At 34.5% G+C, this 15,827-nt stretch carries 14 protein-coding genes, 1 other RNA gene and 1 pseudogene; 9 read left to right on the forward strand and 7 right to left on the reverse strand.

Features of this window, described 5'->3' with window-relative positions; translation table 11 throughout:
• The first annotated feature begins 12 nt into the window (after positions 1-12).
• Positions 13-891, forward strand: coding sequence for a hypothetical protein (locus tag ACNC7R_RS08760; protein ID WP_417940565.1), 879 nt, complete (start codon positions 13-15; stop codon positions 889-891).
• Positions 892-941: 50 nt separating this feature from the next.
• Here ACNC7R_RS08760 and hutI read toward each other — a convergent pair whose 3' ends face one another.
• Positions 942-2,180, reverse strand: coding sequence for an imidazolonepropionase (hutI, locus tag ACNC7R_RS08765; protein WP_417940566.1), 1,239 nt, complete (start codon positions 2,178-2,180; stop codon positions 942-944).
• 100 nt (positions 2,181-2,280) lie between these two features.
• Positions 2,281-3,333: a glutaminyl-peptide cyclotransferase gene (locus ACNC7R_RS08770; RefSeq protein ID WP_417940567.1), complete on the reverse strand. Its 1,053-nt coding sequence runs from the start codon at positions 3,331-3,333 to the stop codon at positions 2,281-2,283.
• An 88-nt stretch (positions 3,334-3,421) separates the two neighbouring features.
• Between ACNC7R_RS08770 and ffs the strand changes: the two genes are divergently transcribed.
• From ffs to fsa, 4 genes are all read left to right on the forward strand, one after another.
• Positions 3,422-3,519, forward strand: an RNA gene (ffs, locus tag ACNC7R_RS08775) — signal recognition particle sRNA small type.
• Positions 3,520-3,691: 172 nt separating this feature from the next.
• Complete coding sequence (locus tag ACNC7R_RS08780) at positions 3,692-4,495, forward strand: SDR family oxidoreductase (protein ID WP_417940568.1); 804 nt, start codon at positions 3,692-3,694, stop codon at positions 4,493-4,495.
• 4 nt (positions 4,496-4,499) lie between these two features.
• Positions 4,500-4,700 carry a hypothetical protein gene (locus ACNC7R_RS08785; protein WP_417940569.1) on the forward strand — a complete coding sequence of 67 codons (201 nt, stop codon included), beginning with the start codon at positions 4,500-4,502 and terminating at the stop codon, positions 4,698-4,700.
• Between the two features lie 145 nt (positions 4,701-4,845).
• On the forward strand, positions 4,846-5,502 hold the full coding sequence (gene fsa, locus ACNC7R_RS08790) for a fructose-6-phosphate aldolase (RefSeq protein ID WP_163410361.1): 657 nt from the start codon (positions 4,846-4,848) through the stop codon (positions 5,500-5,502).
• Between the two features lie 83 nt (positions 5,503-5,585).
• Here the strand turns inward: fsa and ACNC7R_RS08795 are convergent, their stop codons facing one another.
• The gene (locus ACNC7R_RS08795; RefSeq protein ID WP_417940570.1) at positions 5,586-7,055 is read right to left on the reverse strand and encodes an MFS transporter; all 1,470 of its coding nucleotides are present in this window, start codon (positions 7,053-7,055) and stop codon (positions 5,586-5,588) included.
• A 602-nt stretch (positions 7,056-7,657) separates the two neighbouring features.
• Between ACNC7R_RS08795 and ACNC7R_RS08800 the strand changes: the two are divergent.
• Both ACNC7R_RS08800 and ACNC7R_RS08805 read left to right on the forward strand, forming a co-directional pair.
• Positions 7,658-7,891: pseudogene (locus tag ACNC7R_RS08800) on the forward strand (glucosamine-6-phosphate deaminase); the annotation flags it as partial.
• 145 nt (positions 7,892-8,036) lie between these two features.
• Positions 8,037-10,106 carry a beta-N-acetylhexosaminidase gene (locus ACNC7R_RS08805; RefSeq protein WP_417940571.1) on the forward strand — a complete coding sequence of 690 codons (2,070 nt, stop codon included), beginning with the start codon at positions 8,037-8,039 and terminating at the stop codon, positions 10,104-10,106.
• 187 nt (positions 10,107-10,293) lie between these two features.
• On the opposite strand, the gene ACNC7R_RS08810 is transcribed toward ACNC7R_RS08805, so the two are convergent.
• From ACNC7R_RS08810 to ACNC7R_RS08825, 4 genes are read right to left on the reverse strand one after another with little or no spacing between them, the layout of a single operon-like run.
• Positions 10,294-10,491 (reverse strand): hypothetical protein, encoded by a 198-nt coding sequence (locus ACNC7R_RS08810; RefSeq protein ID WP_417940572.1) that lies wholly within the window; start codon positions 10,489-10,491, stop codon positions 10,294-10,296.
• Positions 10,492-10,507: 16 nt separating this feature from the next.
• A complete protein-coding gene (locus ACNC7R_RS08815) occupies positions 10,508-10,681 on the reverse strand; it encodes a hypothetical protein (RefSeq protein ID WP_417940573.1) in 174 nt (57 codons plus the stop codon).
• Positions 10,682-10,702: 21 nt separating this feature from the next.
• A complete protein-coding gene (locus tag ACNC7R_RS08820; RefSeq protein WP_417940574.1) occupies positions 10,703-12,091 on the reverse strand; it encodes a radical SAM protein in 1,389 nt (462 codons plus the stop codon).
• Between the two features lie 9 nt (positions 12,092-12,100).
• Entirely contained in the window at positions 12,101-12,862 is a 762-nt protein-coding gene (locus ACNC7R_RS08825) for a prolipoprotein diacylglyceryl transferase family protein (protein WP_417940575.1), read from the reverse strand.
• A gap of 98 nt (positions 12,863-12,960) precedes the next feature.
• On the opposite strand from ACNC7R_RS08825, the gene ACNC7R_RS08830 reads away from it, so the two are divergent.
• Both ACNC7R_RS08830 and ACNC7R_RS08835 read left to right on the forward strand, forming a co-directional pair.
• Positions 12,961-13,734 (forward strand): TlpA family protein disulfide reductase, encoded by a 774-nt coding sequence (locus ACNC7R_RS08830; protein ID WP_417940576.1) that lies wholly within the window; start codon positions 12,961-12,963, stop codon positions 13,732-13,734.
• Positions 13,735-14,025: 291 nt separating this feature from the next.
• Positions 14,026-15,645, forward strand: coding sequence for an ABC-F family ATP-binding cassette domain-containing protein (locus ACNC7R_RS08835; RefSeq protein ID WP_417940577.1), 1,620 nt, complete (start codon positions 14,026-14,028; stop codon positions 15,643-15,645).
• Positions 15,646-15,827 lie beyond the last annotated feature (182 nt).

Consider the following 15,827-nt stretch of genomic DNA (forward strand, 5'->3'; position numbering starts at 1 on the left):
AAATTATTAAATATGGAAAACCCAAACAAAAACAACTCAAGTCTAAAGGCGATAATCGCTGTTTTAGCAGTCCTACTAATTGGTAGTTTAGTGTATATTTTTAAACTTTCTTCTGATTCAGATGTCGTAAAAACAGAACTGACACACACTCTGACAGAAAAAGAATCTGTAATGAAGGATCTTCAGGAATTGAAAGCAACATATGATGCCGCTATTGCTGAAAATACATCAATGTCAGATGAATTGATTCAGGAAAGAGATAAAGTTGTAGCCTTAATGGATGATCTGAACAAGTCAAAAGGTGATGTTTCTAAATTCAGATCACAAGTTCAGGGATTACAGACTAAAATGAAAACTCTGGTTGCTGAAAACGATGAATTAAAAAGACAAAATGGCGTTTTAACAGTTCAGAGAGATAGTACAATTGTGGTGTTGGGAGAGTCGAAAAAATTCAATGAAGTTTTAGTAGGGCAAAACGAAGCATTATCTAAAACAGTTGAAAAAGGGTCTAAATTATCTATTTTAAATACAAAAACAGCGGCTTACAAATTGAAAAGTTCAGGTAAGCAAATAGAAACGGATAAAGCAAGTCGTGCTGATGTTTTAAAAGTTAGTTTTACTATCGCTGAAAATCAAATCGCAAAGTCAGGAGATAAAACATATTATGTACAGGTGATTGATAGCAAGAATAATGTGCTAGGTGACAAGAGAACAGAAAGTTTTGGAGATAATTCATTAACCTATAGCTTTAAAACAACAGTACAATACGAAAATAAAACTGTAAACGTTTCTGAAGACTTACCAGGTAAGGATTTTGCTAAAGGAACTTATTTTATTAATATCTTTGATAATGGAGAATTAGTTTCTAAAACAAGCTTTTCTTTAAGATAAGATATTGAATTGCCAGATAATAAGGAGGAGTTTTTAAAGCTCCTCTTTTTTTATGTAAAAATTTTGCCTTCAATAATGACGCTTTCTATCAGGTTGCTTCCAAAAGCATAAGGGATCTGATAATATGATGACACAGGTTTTGTAATAATCAAATTGGCTCTTTTACCTTTTGTGATACTTCCGTGGGTTTTTGAAAGTCCCATTGCATATGCGCCATTTATTGTAGCCGCATTAATGGCTTCTTCGGGGGTCATTTTCATTTTGATACAGGCAGTTGCTACAACAAAATTCATATTACCCGATGGAGTAGAACCTGGGTTGAAATCGGATGCTAAGGCAATTGGTAAACCTGCATTGATCATTTCACGGGCAGGAGTGTAAGGGATGCTTAAAAAGTAAGAGCATGAAGGTAAAGCAACCGGCATAGTTTCGGAATCTTTCAGCACTTCAATATCTTCTCTGCTCATAATCTCAAGGTGATCTACAGAAAGGGCTTTGTGTTGAACACCTGCTTTTACACCTCCAAGTGATTTAAACTGATTTACATGGATTTTTGGGGTCAATCCAAACGTGATTCCGGCTTTCATTATTTTTTCAGTTTCTTCTACTGAGAAATAACCACTTTCACAAAATACATCAATATACTCTGCCAGTTTGTTTTTGGCAATTTTAGGAAGCATTTTGCTTATGATTTCATCAATGTAATCTGCTTTGTTTTCTTTGTAATGTAATGGGAAAGCATGAGCGCCCAAAAAAGTAGCTTTTATAGAAATTGGATAATTCTCGGCAAGTTTTTTTATGACACGAAGCATCTTTAATTCACCTTCAACTGTTAATCCGTAACCTGATTTTATTTCGACAGCTCCGGTCCCCAAATGCATTACTTCTTCAAGACGGACTTTTGACTGCTCGTAGATTTCTTCTTCTGAGGTTTCGTTTAATTTTTTTGCAGAGTTTAGGATTCCGCCTCCACGATTTGCAATTTCCTCATAAGTAAGTCCATTAATTCTGTCTACAAATTCCTGCTCTCGATTTCCTGCATATACAATGTGTGTGTGACTATCACACCAGGCAGGGAGTACAATTCGTCCTGTTGCATCAATAATTTTATCAGCTTTTATTTGTGGGAGATTTTCCATAGCACCAAAATCAGCAATGAGATTGTCTTTTGTAATTAAAAAGGCATTTTTTATGGTGGGAAGAATGGCCATTTCAGCTCCGGAAACTTTAGAAACAAAAGTTTCCCGAACCTGAAGTAATTCTTTTATGTTGGTAATAAGAGTTGGCATTGTATAAATTTAATAAAATTAAAAACACGAATTTCGCAAACGTCACTTTGTAATTAGTGAAATCTGTGAAATTCGTGTTTTAGGTTATTTTTTGTCTGATTTATTCTGAAACGGTTATTTCGAACATTTCACTCCAGTTTTTACCGGTAACAAAAATGGTTTTGGTTTTTGAATTGTAAGCTATTCCGTTCAATACATCATCTTTAGTTATACCTGTTGTTAGTTTACGTAAACCCGACATGTCTAATATTCCTTCCACAGCTCCAGAAATCGGATTAATAACAGCGATTGCATCTTTTTGCCAAATATTTGCATAAATTTTTCCGTTAATCCATTCTAATTCATTAACGGCTTTGATTTTTGTATCTCCGGAATATACATTAATATAATCAATCAGTTTTTGAGTAGCCGAATCCATTTTCCAGATTTTTTCTGTTCCATCAGAATGGTAAATGTATTTTCCGTCATTGGTCATTCCCCAACCTTGGATTTTTTTGTCATATTTGAACTTTTTTTCTAGCTTTAAGGTTTTAGCATCATAGATAAAACCGGTTTCTTGTTCCCATGTTAGTTGGTATAATTTCCCATCTAAGATTGTAATTCCTTCACCAAAATATTGTTTATCAAGGTCAGTCTGTTTGTAGATTTTACCTGTTTTATAATCGTATTTTCTGACGTAAGAAGTACCGTATTGTCCAGTACCTTCGTATAAAGTATCATTGTGAAATTCTAAACCTTCATTGAATGAAGCGGTATCATGAGGGAAAGTATTGATAATTTTATACTTTAATAATTTAGGACTAACGTTTGAAACTAATTCTACTCTTTTTGTAGCATCAGATGAATCGCTTCCAAAATAAACAGTTGCTTTTAGATATTGATACCCTAATTTTTGGTTCTTTAATTCAAATTTGAATTTTTCAGCACCTTTTGTGCTTCCCACTTTTTTGTCGTTTACAAAGTAGGCGATACTGTCAATTTCTTTCGATTTTGGATTTAAAACAGCAATTGAAACAGCTTCCTGAGGCAGAAAATGTGCCGGAAAAGCAGAATCGTCTATAGTAAATAAAGAATTTTCACCTTTATTTTTATCGCCGCATCCAATTAATGTGATTCCTAATAAAATGGCAGCTAGGAAGTTATGTTTTTTCATAGTCTAAAATTTGAATAGTCCAATATACGATGATATTTTTATAGCAACAAAGCTCTTGCAAAAATATAAAAAGATTGTATATTTGCACCGGCAAGTCCTACACGACCAGCTCCTGCAGACTCCCCCAGGATGGGAACATAGCAAGGGTAAGCGGTTGAGCGGTGCGATGTAGGTCGCTTGCCATTTTTTATTTTTAGAATTTATACAAATGTAGTCTTCCTTCGGGAGGATTTTTTTATTTTTACCCCTGTCGGAAGTTAGAAGTTATATGTGAAAGGTTAAAAGTTTTACCTGCTACATCAAATTCTACACACAGACAGTCACTATTAACTTATAACATTTAACATCTAACTTAAAAATGAGCAAAGTCGTTTTAATAACTGGAGGCTCCTCAGGGATTGGTAAATCAATTGGAGAATTTTTGCATAAAAAAGGTTTCGTAGTTTACGGAACAAGCAGAAATCCTGATAAAGTAGTAAATTCTGTTTTTCCGCTAGTGGCTCTGGATGTTCGAAATGCGGAATCAATTAAAGCTGCTGTCGCTAAAATTATAGAAACTTCAGGAAGGTTAGATGTTGTAATAAATAATGCAGGTGTTGGAATTACGGGACCTTTGGAAGAAATTCCGATGGAGGAAATCAAGAATAACTTTGAAACCAATTTTTTCGGTCCGATTGAAGTGATGAAAGCGGTTTTACCACAGATGCGTGAACAAAAATCAGGTTTGATTATCAATATTACGTCGATTGCGGCTTATATGGGATTGCCATATCGCAGCGTTTATTCGGCTTCAAAAGGAGCTTTGGAGTTAATTACCGAAGCTTTACGAATGGAGGTAAAGCAATTTGGAATTGAGATTACCAATGTTGCACCGGGCGATTTTGCTACCAATATTGCTTCGGGTCGTTATCATGCTCCGGTTATTAAAGGATCGGCTTATGAAAAAGTATATGGTGATACGCTTGCAACTATGAATGAACATGTAGATGCAGGAAGTAATCCGAATGAAATGGCTGAAGCAGTTTATAAAATTATGCAGGAGAAAAGCCCAAAAGTGCATTATAAAGTGGGTGTTTTTATGCAGAAGTTTTCAATTGTTTTAAAACGTGCGCTTCCGGATAAGGTGTATGAAAAAATGCTGATGAATCATTATAAATTATAGAATTATGGATAATATTAATGAATTTTACCCCAGTATCGTAGGCCTTATATTTTTAATTTTGGTTTGGTTTGTCATTCGCAGAATACTAAGCTCAATAAGTGATAAAGTCAATAATTCAGAAGCTTATAAAGAGGATACCCTAAGAGTTCTGGAAGAAATCAGAGATGAATTGAGAGAATTAAACAAAAACAATTCTTCTAAGTAATTTTAAATTGTAATTTTGCACCGGATTTGCGTGAGGGGTGAAGCGACATCCTTTTTGTTTTTTCTTTAAAAACAAAAAGATACAGTGGAGCACCCGACCCTTGTGGTCACGCCCAAATTATGAACACAATTAAATAAATATAATTATGAAATTTTTTATTGATACAGCTAATTTAGCTCAAATTAAGGAAGCACAGGCATTAGGTGTTTTGGATGGTGTAACAACAAACCCGTCTTTGATGGCAAAAGAAGGAATTACGGGGAAAAACAATATTTTGAAACATTATGTTGACATCTGTAATCTTGTTGATGGTGATGTAAGTGCTGAAGTAAATGCGCTGGATTTTGAAGGAATGGTAAAAGAAGGTGAGGAATTAGCTGAATTGCATGAGCAGATCGTTGTAAAATTGCCTATGACAAAAGAAGGGGTGATGGCTGCAAAATATTTTTCTGATAAAGGAATTAAAACTAATGTAACACTTGTGTTTTCTGCAGGTCAGGCTTTATTGGCAGCTAAAGCGGGAGCAACGTATGTTTCGCCTTTTATTGGCCGTTTGGATGATGTTTCTACAGATGGTCTGAATTTGATTCAGGAAATTAGAGAAATTTATGATAACTACGGATATGAGACTCAAATCTTAGCAGCTTCTGTGCGTCACACAATGCATATTGTAAACTGTGCTAAAATTGGTGCAGATGTGATGACAGGACCATTATCTGCTATTGCTGGATTGTTGAAACATCCTTTGACTGATATTGGATTGGCTCAGTTTGTAGCTGATTTTGAAAAAGGCAATAAATAAGATATAAAGCCTTTTAAGTTTTTAATTGAAAAGTCCCGTATTGCAATCGTAATACGGGACTTTCTTTATGATGAGTTTGAAGATTAGTGACCTCCGCCGCCACCTTCTACATGGTTGATACCTTGTTTTTTCAATATTTTAGGGCAATAGTAACCATAAAAACCTAAGTAGGCGAAACCTAAAAGTGGTATAATATAAGAAAAATGCGTCCATGAGATTCCGAAAATTCCGTTTGGACTCGTAAGATCAATATCGCAAATGCTTCCCTGAACTAATGGGATAACTCCTCCTCCAAGAATCATCATGATAAGGAATGAAGACGCTTTTCCTGTGTTTTTTCCTAAACCTGCAATTGCTAAATCGAATATTGATGGCCACATGATGGATAAGAAAAGACCTCCGGAAATAAGAAAGAATTTTGCAATTTCAGTATTGGTACAAACTAATCCAATCAGCATCATCGTAACGCCGGAAAGACCAAAAAGCATTAGTGTTTTACCCGCATTTTTTCCTCCAATAAAGCTAACTGCGATAAAGATTAAAATCCAGATTGGATAAATATAGAACCCTGAAACATCATGACCTGCAAATATGTTAGCTCCGATAATAACACCAAAAGCCAAAGCCGGAACAATGAATTTCAATGCAGTAGTAGCTGTTTTTGACAAATCAAACACATTTACACCGCCATTCCAGCGTCCAATCATTAAACTTCCCCAATAGAGGGCAATGAAAGGCGCAATGGCATCTTCAAGTACATTTCCAAATTCTGAAGTATGAAGTAAGGCTGGTAAATTACTGATTATAGTTACCTCTGTTCCAACATAGATAAATATAGCCAGCATTCCTAAATACAATTGTGGATAGTCTAAAATATTAAATTTTTCATGAGCATTTTTTTCAAGTGCTTCTTCCTCTTTTTCAGGATCTTCAATTTTAGAAAAATTCATGAAAACAGCCACAACAATAAAAGCAAGCCCCAAAATAATAAATGGCAGCTTAATGTCTTCTAATGAAAGCGACGTTTTTTTGTTATCTCCCATGCCAAACAAAGCAATTCCTAATAGTATGGCACCAATGGTGGTCCCGAAAGAGTTTACTCCTCCAGCCAGTGTTAAACGATGCGCACCTGTTGCTGGGCTTCCCATTTTGATGGCTAAAGGATTAGCTACGATTTGCTGAATTGAAAAACCTAAACCAACTGTAAATAAGGCTGTTAAAAAGAAAGGGAAGCTTTGCATTGTAGCAGCAGGAACAAATAAAAATGAACCAACAGAAGAAAGAATCAAACCTGCTGAAAGTGTTTTTTTGTATCCAAATTTCTGCAGAACATCAACTTTCATTGAAACTAAAAAGAAGATTATGGATCCAACAAAATAAGCTGCATAAAATGCCCAGGCTACTAATTGTGACTGAACCTGAGATAAAGTAAATACCTTTTTAAATACGGGAATCAGGATATCATTGGCGGAGCCAACAAAACCCCAAAAGAAAAAGACAATTATCAGTGAAATAAATTGCCCCCATTTCGTTTGTACATTTTCTGAATTCATAATGTAATTAAGTTTTTTTAGTTTTTTTTAGTGGTTTTTAAAGTGGTAAATATATTTGTTACAACTTTTAAAAAAAAATATAAAAGCATAAAAAATGAAGAAATTATACGAACAACATAATTTATTCAACAATGTGTTATTATTTTAAGATCAACGATATCGATTTAGAGATTATTCTAAAATTTTAGCTTTCACATCCTCATTTTAGTTTCTACCTACTCTTAATTAAGTGTGAATGATTTGAATTCTGTTTCCTTCAATAGACTTAACTTTATTAATAGCAATTACATAGAATTTATGAATGGCGATGAATTTATTATAAGCAGTTCTTCTAACTGAACCGTAATAGATTTATGAGTAGTGTAAGTTTTGTCACGAGTAACAATTTTGATGTGCTCTTTCATTCCTTAAGCGAAAAAAAATCTTCGATATTAATTTTCATCCTATTTTTATTGAACTTTATAAAAATATGAGAATCTACTTTAATAATTTCGGTTTTGATATTGTTTTTTTAATTATATTCGGTAGCGATATTGCATTAATCTTGGTAGCGGAATGCGTTTTACAAGATAATCGAAAACGTTAAGATTATAATTTTTTGCGACAATCATGAAATTGATAGGGTTGTTTCACTTTCTCCATTTGAAGTATTATTGAAACGTCTGCAATTTTATAACATCATTCATTAGAAAGACAGAGTCATGTTTCAGCGTAACGATTCCAGAGAGTTTTGGGTTAGAGCCGAAGACCGAAATAAAAATACAGCTATTTTGTATGATGAATTAAGATTTGCAGAGTATGTCGCTATTGAAGCCTTTAAACGTTTTGATTATTAAAATTCTATTTTTTAGATTCGTTTCTGAACGGATCTAAATTATTTAATTCAGATTGATTTCATACTGATAGTGAGGGGGCATTGAGATCATCTGGATTTTTTATTTATTAAGTTCTTTCAGAATAACATCTTTTCAAGCAAAAAAAATGAAATATTTATTTATCCTACTATTAGCGGGTATTACCTCGTCTGCCCAAATTCAAAAAGAGCAATTAAGTCTAATGCCCTGGCCTCAGAGTGTTGTTTTAAGCGAAGGAAATTTTAAAGTAACCAAAAATTTTAAAGTTAACCTAACAGGTAATCCAAATCCACGAATTTTTGGAGGCGTAACTCGTTTTTTACGCAGACTGGATGGTAGAACCGGAATTTTTTTCGAGCAGGGTTTTATTACAAAATTAAACGAAGTTCCAAATGCAGAGCTCCAGATAAACTGTGCTAAAAGTGGAAAAATTGGTTTGTATGAAGACGAGAGCTATCATCTGGATATTAATCAAAACAAAATTACAATAAACGCAACAAGCGATTTAGGGGCCTTACATGGTCTTGAAACGTTATTGCAAATGTTGCAGAGCAACAGCACATCATTTTATTTTCCGAATTCAAAGATTTCAGATTTTCCAAGATTTACCTGGAGAGGATTAATGATGGACGCTGCAAGACATTTTGAGCCCGTAGATGTTGTAAAAAGAAATCTTGACGGACTGGCTGCGATGAAAATGAATGTTTTTCACTGGCATTTGGTTGATGACCAGGGCTGGAGAATTGAAACTAAAAAACATCCGAGGCTAATCGAATTGGCTTCAGACGGAATGTATTATACACAGGAGGAAATTAAAAATATGGTTAAATATGCTGATGACCGTGGTATTTTAATCATTCCCGAAATTGATGTTCCCGGACACGGATCTGCTATTCTTACGGCTTATCCTGAAATAGGCAGTAAAGTGATTACATTAAATGGAGGGACCTCCGAAAAGAATATTGAGGGTACGGCAATTGCAGCCTATGGGATTGAAAGAAATGCGGGTATTTTTTCGCCAACATTAGATCCTTCAAATCCTAAAACGTACAAAATATTAAATGAACTTTTTGATGAGGTATGTCCACTATTTCCGGGGTCTTATTTTCATATCGGGGGAGATGAAAATGAGGGAAAAGACTGGGATGCTAACCCAAAAATTCAGGAATTTAAAAAGAAACATAACTTAGAAACGAATCATGAACTCCAAACGTATTTTACGATGCAGCTGGTTCCGATGCTTAAAAAACACGGTAAACAGTTAATGGGTTGGGAAGAAATTTTGACAAAAGATCTTTCGAAAGAAGCAATCATTCACTCATGGAGAGGACCCAATGAAGGTTTACCGGCAGGAAAATCTTTGGTTGATGCGGTTAAAAAAGGCTACAAAACGGTTTTGTCAAATGGGTTTTATATTGATTTGATGTATCCGATCGAAAGCCATTATTTAAACGATCCGATGCCAAAAGGAGCTGATTTGTCTGACGATGAAAAAGCCATGATTTTAGGAGGCGAAGCTACGATGTGGACAGAACTTGTTAGTCCGGTTACAATTGATTCGAGAATATGGCCCAGAACAGCTGCTATTGCAGAAAGGCTCTGGTCTGCCGAGAATATTACTGATGTGGCTAATATGCGCAAACGTCTTGAAACTGTTTCTTTTCGTTTAGAAGAATTAGGACTAACACATATCCGTAACCGGGATGTTATTTTAAGAAATATTGGGAACAATCAAAACATAAAATCGCTTCATGAGTTTGCAAATGTGTGCGAGCCTCTAAAAGGTTACACACGAAACAAAGGAGGCACAGAATATCAAATGTATTCACCTTTAACTCTTTTTGCAGATGCCTGTACACCAGACGCAAAAGATGCTGTAGCTTTTGATGAAGCTGTAAACCAGTATATGTTGAATAAATCGGCTGAAAACAAATCAAAAATCGTTGCTTTTTTAAATAAATGGATCAGTGTTAATAAGGAATTAGTCGAATTAAGTGCCAATGCACCTTTGGTTCAGCCAATTTTGCCATTAGCTAAAAAATTAAGTAATGCTTCGCAGCAATTACTACTTGTTTTAGAAAATAAATCAACTTTAAAAGCGGATGAATTAATGAATTTAATAGAAGAGTGTAATACAAAAGACTATGCAGATGTGGAGTTGTCAGTGTACACAAGTCTAAAAAAAGTAATTAAATAATCAAGTTTGATTTGAATTAGTACGTTTCGTGTTACGATCATTATTTAGTGTTTTTTGTTATCTCTGCCAGAAATAAGGCAGAGATAATCTTAAAGAAATGGTTAGGATTGACTCTTATTATTTTAGAAATTTGGTTTTATCCTCACGAAGCGCATTATAAACGGGGCATTTTTTGCTATTTTTTTTATTAATGCATAGGACCCAATGAAAAATTTGCTGCACATGTTCCAAAACCGATCACAAAAGAAATCACAGAAAACAAGATAATTTTCAATGATAATTTTTTGTTACTCGAAACAAAAATCAAACGAATAATTCCAACCAAAAAAGCAATAACACTCATAAAAGCCACAGATCCACCAACCAGAACGAAAAAATCTTCCATATTTTTTATTTTTAATTTAAAGACCATTTAGAATTACAACGCAGGTTCCAAATCCGATCGTAACGATGACAACGGGGATTAACAGCAGTGTTAAAAAAACTTTCTTATTTCCTTTGCCCGAAATCAAACCTGCCAGGCCTATAAAAAAAATTACTGCTAAAATGATACCAATAGATATTAAAAACGCCATGTTTTAAGTTGATTTTAGAAATTAGACATTCAGTTCTTCTCTTATCCGATCAATTTTATGATCGCGGTAAAAAAGATTCATCGTTTCAAAAGGAATAATTTTCATTTTGTCACTTACAATATGAACACATGATTTTTTTACTGCTCTGACATCAAAATCATGAGCATCCATAAAATTCATAATCAGAATTCGAAATAAATTACTATAATTTAATGAGTTCGATTGAACTCGTGGCAGACAGCACATTAATTCGTTAAATTCACCTTCTGCGCAATCAACAGAAATTCCGGTGCTGAATAAATTTAGCATGTGTGTTTTTAGCTTTTCATCATGTTCAAAAACTATCGTGTTTTTAGAATTATTTAGTAAATCTTCCGGGTTAACCAAATACGTCATGGGGAAAACCTCACCATCAATTTTTAATGCATAAGCCATACATAGCGCATCCGGATTACAAGGAACCGGAATTAAGTCCTGTGGCGTAAAAAGCGGAAACTGCTCATAAATTTTCCGGCGTACTTCGGTTAGTGTTATTCTTCCTGAAAAGTCATCGTAATTATCATTTCTTCCCGCAACTTGAGTAGGCTGAAAAGTAACGCCACGAACACATTTTTGCTTTAAAGCATATTCAATTATCTCACCAATTTCATCATCATTTTCTCCTTTTTGAAGCGTAACTACCAATGTAGTCGAAATATTAAATTCATTTAGATGTTCGATTGCTTTTTTGCGTACTTCTGTTAAATCTTCACCTCGTAATTTTTCTAATACTTCAGGTTTAAAACTATCGAATTGCAGATAAATTTCAAAATCAGGCATGTAGCTTGCCAGCCTTTCTACAAACTTAATGTCTTTCGCAATACGGATACCGTTTGTGTTGAGCATTAAATGTTTGATAGGTTTGGTTTTGGCAATATCCAAAATTTTAAAAAACTCAGGATGTACAGTCGGTTCTCCTCCCGAAATCTGAACAACATCCGGTTCTCCTTCATTGGCAACTACCACATCAAACATTTTTTCAATTTCTTCTAATGTTCGATGTCTGCCATAATTTGGAGCTGAATTAGCGTAACACGTCGGACAGGCTAAATTACAGCGATCCGTAACTTCTACAATAGTTAGACACGAATGTTGTTCGTGATCTGTACACAATCCGCAATCATACGGACAGCCATAATGCACTTTTGTATTAAATTTCAAAGGCATTTCAGATTGTTTGTTGTAATTGCGAATTTGTTTGTAATAAGCAACATCGTCTGCAATCATCGACTTCATTTCTCCGTGGATTTTGCAATGTTTTAGCATCCAGACTTTATTGTCCTGAAATACAATTTTTGTATCAACAAGAGTCAAACAATGCTGACACAGACTTTTTGTGTAATCATAAAAGATATAATCGCGGGTTTTCATTTAAATAAGTTAAGATGTAAAATAAGTCTTTTGTTTGTTTTTAATAGTAGTTATTCTCAATAGAAATTTATGGTAATATATAAAAATAAAAATAGCGCTCCATTGAATACTGCTTAAATGTAGTAATAAAGCTTCGTAAGGTTTTAAAAACTCAACCATAAAACGGAACAAAAAATATAAAACCATAAAAAGTTTAAAACGGTCACCATTTATCAGGCTTTTATTTTTTATACTCTGAAAAAAGAAGAAAAGCAAAACCATAAAAAACATTTCATACAGCGCAACAGGATGTCTTTGTAAACCATCTCCTAAATTCATTCCGGTAAAAAAAGTAGTCACGTTTCCATAAGTTGGTTCAGCGATTCCCATGGAAAAACAACCAATTCTCCCAATAAATAGCGCAGTAATAATTGGAATAACATACAAATCTCCCGAAGCTATTTTTACTCCAATTATTTTTTTTATGATTTCAACACCCAGCAGTCCGCCCAAAAAACCTCCGGCAACGGTCTTATTTTGGTAAAAAGTTAAAAAAGTCTGGTTAGAAATCAGAGACGGATTTTCGAATAAAGCAATAACTCGCGATCCGGCCAAAGCGCCTATCATGGCTCCAATCATAATAATTAAGCGATTCGTATCAGAGATAGGATCCTCAATTCTTTTTTTCAGAAAATAATAAACCCTTATTCCAATAAAAAAGGCTAAAGTTTCAAATATGAAATGCCAGTAAAAGGTTTTTTCAAAGATTTCAAATTGAAATGGAAACGTCATTTTGGTCAGAATTTTTAACGAATATAGGCAAATCTAAATAATGATTTTTAAACTATTTTTTAAGTATTTTTGAATCTTAAATATTGTCCAAATAAACCATGCCTAAATTCATCAGCCAACTGTTTTTATTTCTAATTTTTACTTCTGGTTTCAGTCAAAATAAACTCGGAAACCCGGAGATTGATCCCATTCAAATTCAAAAGAATTTCAGTGAGTGGTCAGCTTACCAAAGCAAAAACATTATGCTTTCAAGAGATTTTACGGCACTTGATCTTGAGTCAAAAGAAATCTCAAAAGAATCATTTTTGGATCAATTGGTGAACGGTAGTGTTATTCCAATCCGTTTAAAATCTGCTGACTCAATTTACTATTACAAGCTGTTTAAAATTCAGCCTAAATCAGATACCAGTATTAAAGCAACAATCAACCAGCAAGCGTTTGATGCCTTAAAAAATTATGAAGCGGAAGGAAAACCTTTTCCGGAATTCTCCTTTAAAGATTTAGACGGAAATCTGGTTACCAATGAATCTATGAAAGGCAAAATCATCGTAATAAAATGCTGGTACATTCATTGCGCAGCCTGTATTAAAGAATTCCCACAGGTCAACGCATTAGTTTCAAAATATAAAGACCGAAAAGACATTCTTTTTTTAAGCCTTGCCGAAGATACACCGGAACAATTAAAAACTTTTTTGGCAAGAAAACCATTATCATATTCCGTAATTCCCGATATGAAAGAATATATGAATAATGCTTTGCAGCTGAATGCATTTCCAACCCATTTTATTTTGGACAAAGAAGGAGTAATCAAAAAAGTAGTTTCGAATTATGAAAGTTTAGAAGTAGCTTTAGTGAAAGAAAGTAAAATGTAGTTTTTACTTAAAAGCATAATTTAAGATTATGGCTGTCATTTCGACCAGAGGGAGAAATCACACAAGTAACTCCGTAAAGTATGTTTCCCATCTTTGTCGATATACGAGTGTGATTTCTCCTTCGTCGAAATGACAAACTTACGCAGTAATAATCTTGGTAAAACAAAATTTTGCGTCTTCACGACTTTCGGGGGAAATACTCATTCACATAAAAAAACTTAGCACCTTAGCATCTTTGCAACTCTGAACCTTTTTCCGTACTTTTGCACCAAATTAATTAAAAAGACATTCATGTTAACAGTCAATAATTTATCAGTTCAGTTTGGTAAAAGAGTTTTATTTGATGAAGTAAATACAACTTTCACTCATGGAAATATTTACGGCGTTATTGGAGCCAATGGTGCTGGAAAATCTACTTTCTTAAAAGTTATTTCGGGCGATATCGACCCAACTTCCGGACACATTCATTTAGAACCAGGAAAACGTATGTCGGTTTTAAACCAGAACCACAACATGTTCGACGAACATACTGTTTTAGAAACCGTTTTAATGGGGAATAAAGTACTGTATGCTGTTAAAAAAGAAATGGATGAGCTTTATTTAGACTATAACGATGCCAATGCAGACAGAATAGGAGAGTTACAAGTTCAGTTTGAAGAAATGAACGGATGGAACGCTGATTCTGATGCTGCAGCGATGTTGTCTAACTTAGGAATCACAGAAGCAGATCATTATACTTTAATGGCAGATATGGAAGGGAAAATGAAAGTACGTGTGCTTTTGGCGCAGGCGCTTTTCGGGAATCCTGACTTGCTTATTATGGATGAGCCTACCAACGATTTGGATTTCGAGACCATTGCCTGGTTAGAAAACTTCTTGGCAAACTACGAAAACACGGTAATTGTGGTATCTCACGACCGTCACTTTTTAGATGCGGTTTGTACCCATATTTCTGATATTGATTTCGGAAAAATCAATCACTACTCAGGAAACTATACGTTCTGGTACGAGTCTAGCCAATTAGCGGCAAAACAGCGTGCACAGCAAAACAAAAAAGCTGAAGAGAAGAAACAAGAACTGGAAGAATTTATTCGTCGTTTTAGCGCAAACGTGGCGAAATCGAAACAAGCGACTTCTCGTAAAAAAATGATTTCGAAATTGAATATTGCCGAAATCAAACCATCCAGCCGTCGTTATCCTGCGATTATCTTCGATCAGGATCGTGAAGCAGGAGATCAGATTTTGAATGTAGAAGGTTTGTCTGCTTCTGTAGATGGGGAAGTTCTGTTTAAAGATGTAGATTTAAATATGGCGAAAGGCGATAAAATCGTGCTGTTCTCTAAAGATTCACGTGCTACAACAGCTTTCTACGAAATTTTAAACGGTGAGCAAAAAGCAGATGCTGGAACTTTCGACTGGGGAATTACAACCAACCAAGCGTATTTACCAGCTGAAAACCATAAATACTTCGAAAATGACTTAACTTTAGTAGATTGGTTACGTCAGTACGCTAAAACGGAAGAAGAGCGTGATGAGGTATTTATTAGAGGTTTCTTAGGGAAAATGATTTTCTCTGGAGAAGAAGCTTTAAAAACGTCTAGAGTTTTATCAGGAGGAGAAAAAGTACGTTGTATGTTGTCCAGAATGATGATGGAGCGCGCAAACGTTTTAATGCTGGATGAACCAACCAACCATTTAGATTTGGAGTCTATTACCGCTTTCAATAACTCATTGAAAAACTTTAAAGGTTCTGTAATTTTCACAACGCATGACCACGAGTTCGCACAGACTGTGGGTAACAGAATCGTAGAATTGACACCAAACGGAGTGATCGACCGTTACATGACATTTGACGAATATCTTGATGATGAAAAGATTCAGGAGCAAAGAAAGAAGATGTATAATCTTTAATCCATAAATAACAAATACTAAAAATCCCAAATTCCAATTAAAAATGAATTTGGGATTTTTTATTTTTTACCTTTTGAAGACTTTGGCAAAGATCCAGATAATAATCGCAATGATAAAAATCACGATAAAGATGCCGACACCAATTCCGGCTTTAAAAATGTCTCCTACTAGTTCGCAGCTTG

The sequence above is a fragment of the Flavobacterium adiutor genome (assembly GCF_048282555.1).
Classification (GTDB): domain Bacteria; phylum Bacteroidota; class Bacteroidia; order Flavobacteriales; family Flavobacteriaceae; genus Flavobacterium.

Bases quoted from the DNA above. Each gene is read 5' to 3' on its own strand.
- ACNC7R_RS08760 (WP_417940565.1), top strand. From the start codon at position 13: ATGGAAAACCCAAACAAAAACAACTCAAGTCTAAAGGCGATAATCGCT.
- hutI (WP_417940566.1), bottom strand. From the start codon at position 2,180: ATGCCAACTCTTATTACCAACATAAAAGAATTACTTCAGGTTCGGGAA.
- ACNC7R_RS08770 (WP_417940567.1), bottom strand. From the start codon at position 3,333: ATGAAAAAACATAACTTCCTAGCTGCCATTTTATTAGGAATCACATTA.
- ACNC7R_RS08780 (WP_417940568.1), top strand. From the start codon at position 3,692: ATGAGCAAAGTCGTTTTAATAACTGGAGGCTCCTCAGGGATTGGTAAA.
- ACNC7R_RS08785 (WP_417940569.1), top strand. From the start codon at position 4,500: ATGGATAATATTAATGAATTTTACCCCAGTATCGTAGGCCTTATATTT.
- fsa (WP_163410361.1), top strand. From the start codon at position 4,846: ATGAAATTTTTTATTGATACAGCTAATTTAGCTCAAATTAAGGAAGCA.
- ACNC7R_RS08795 (WP_417940570.1), bottom strand. From the start codon at position 7,055: ATGAATTCAGAAAATGTACAAACGAAATGGGGGCAATTTATTTCACTG.
- ACNC7R_RS08805 (WP_417940571.1), top strand. From the start codon at position 8,037: ATGAAATATTTATTTATCCTACTATTAGCGGGTATTACCTCGTCTGCC.
- ACNC7R_RS08810 (WP_417940572.1), bottom strand. From the start codon at position 10,491: ATGGAAGATTTTTTCGTTCTGGTTGGTGGATCTGTGGCTTTTATGAGT.
- ACNC7R_RS08815 (WP_417940573.1), bottom strand. From the start codon at position 10,681: ATGGCGTTTTTAATATCTATTGGTATCATTTTAGCAGTAATTTTTTTT.
- ACNC7R_RS08820 (WP_417940574.1), bottom strand. From the start codon at position 12,091: ATGAAAACCCGCGATTATATCTTTTATGATTACACAAAAAGTCTGTGT.
- ACNC7R_RS08825 (WP_417940575.1), bottom strand. From the start codon at position 12,862: ATGACGTTTCCATTTCAATTTGAAATCTTTGAAAAAACCTTTTACTGG.
- ACNC7R_RS08830 (WP_417940576.1), top strand. From the start codon at position 12,961: ATGCCTAAATTCATCAGCCAACTGTTTTTATTTCTAATTTTTACTTCT.
- ACNC7R_RS08835 (WP_417940577.1), top strand. From the start codon at position 14,026: ATGTTAACAGTCAATAATTTATCAGTTCAGTTTGGTAAAAGAGTTTTA.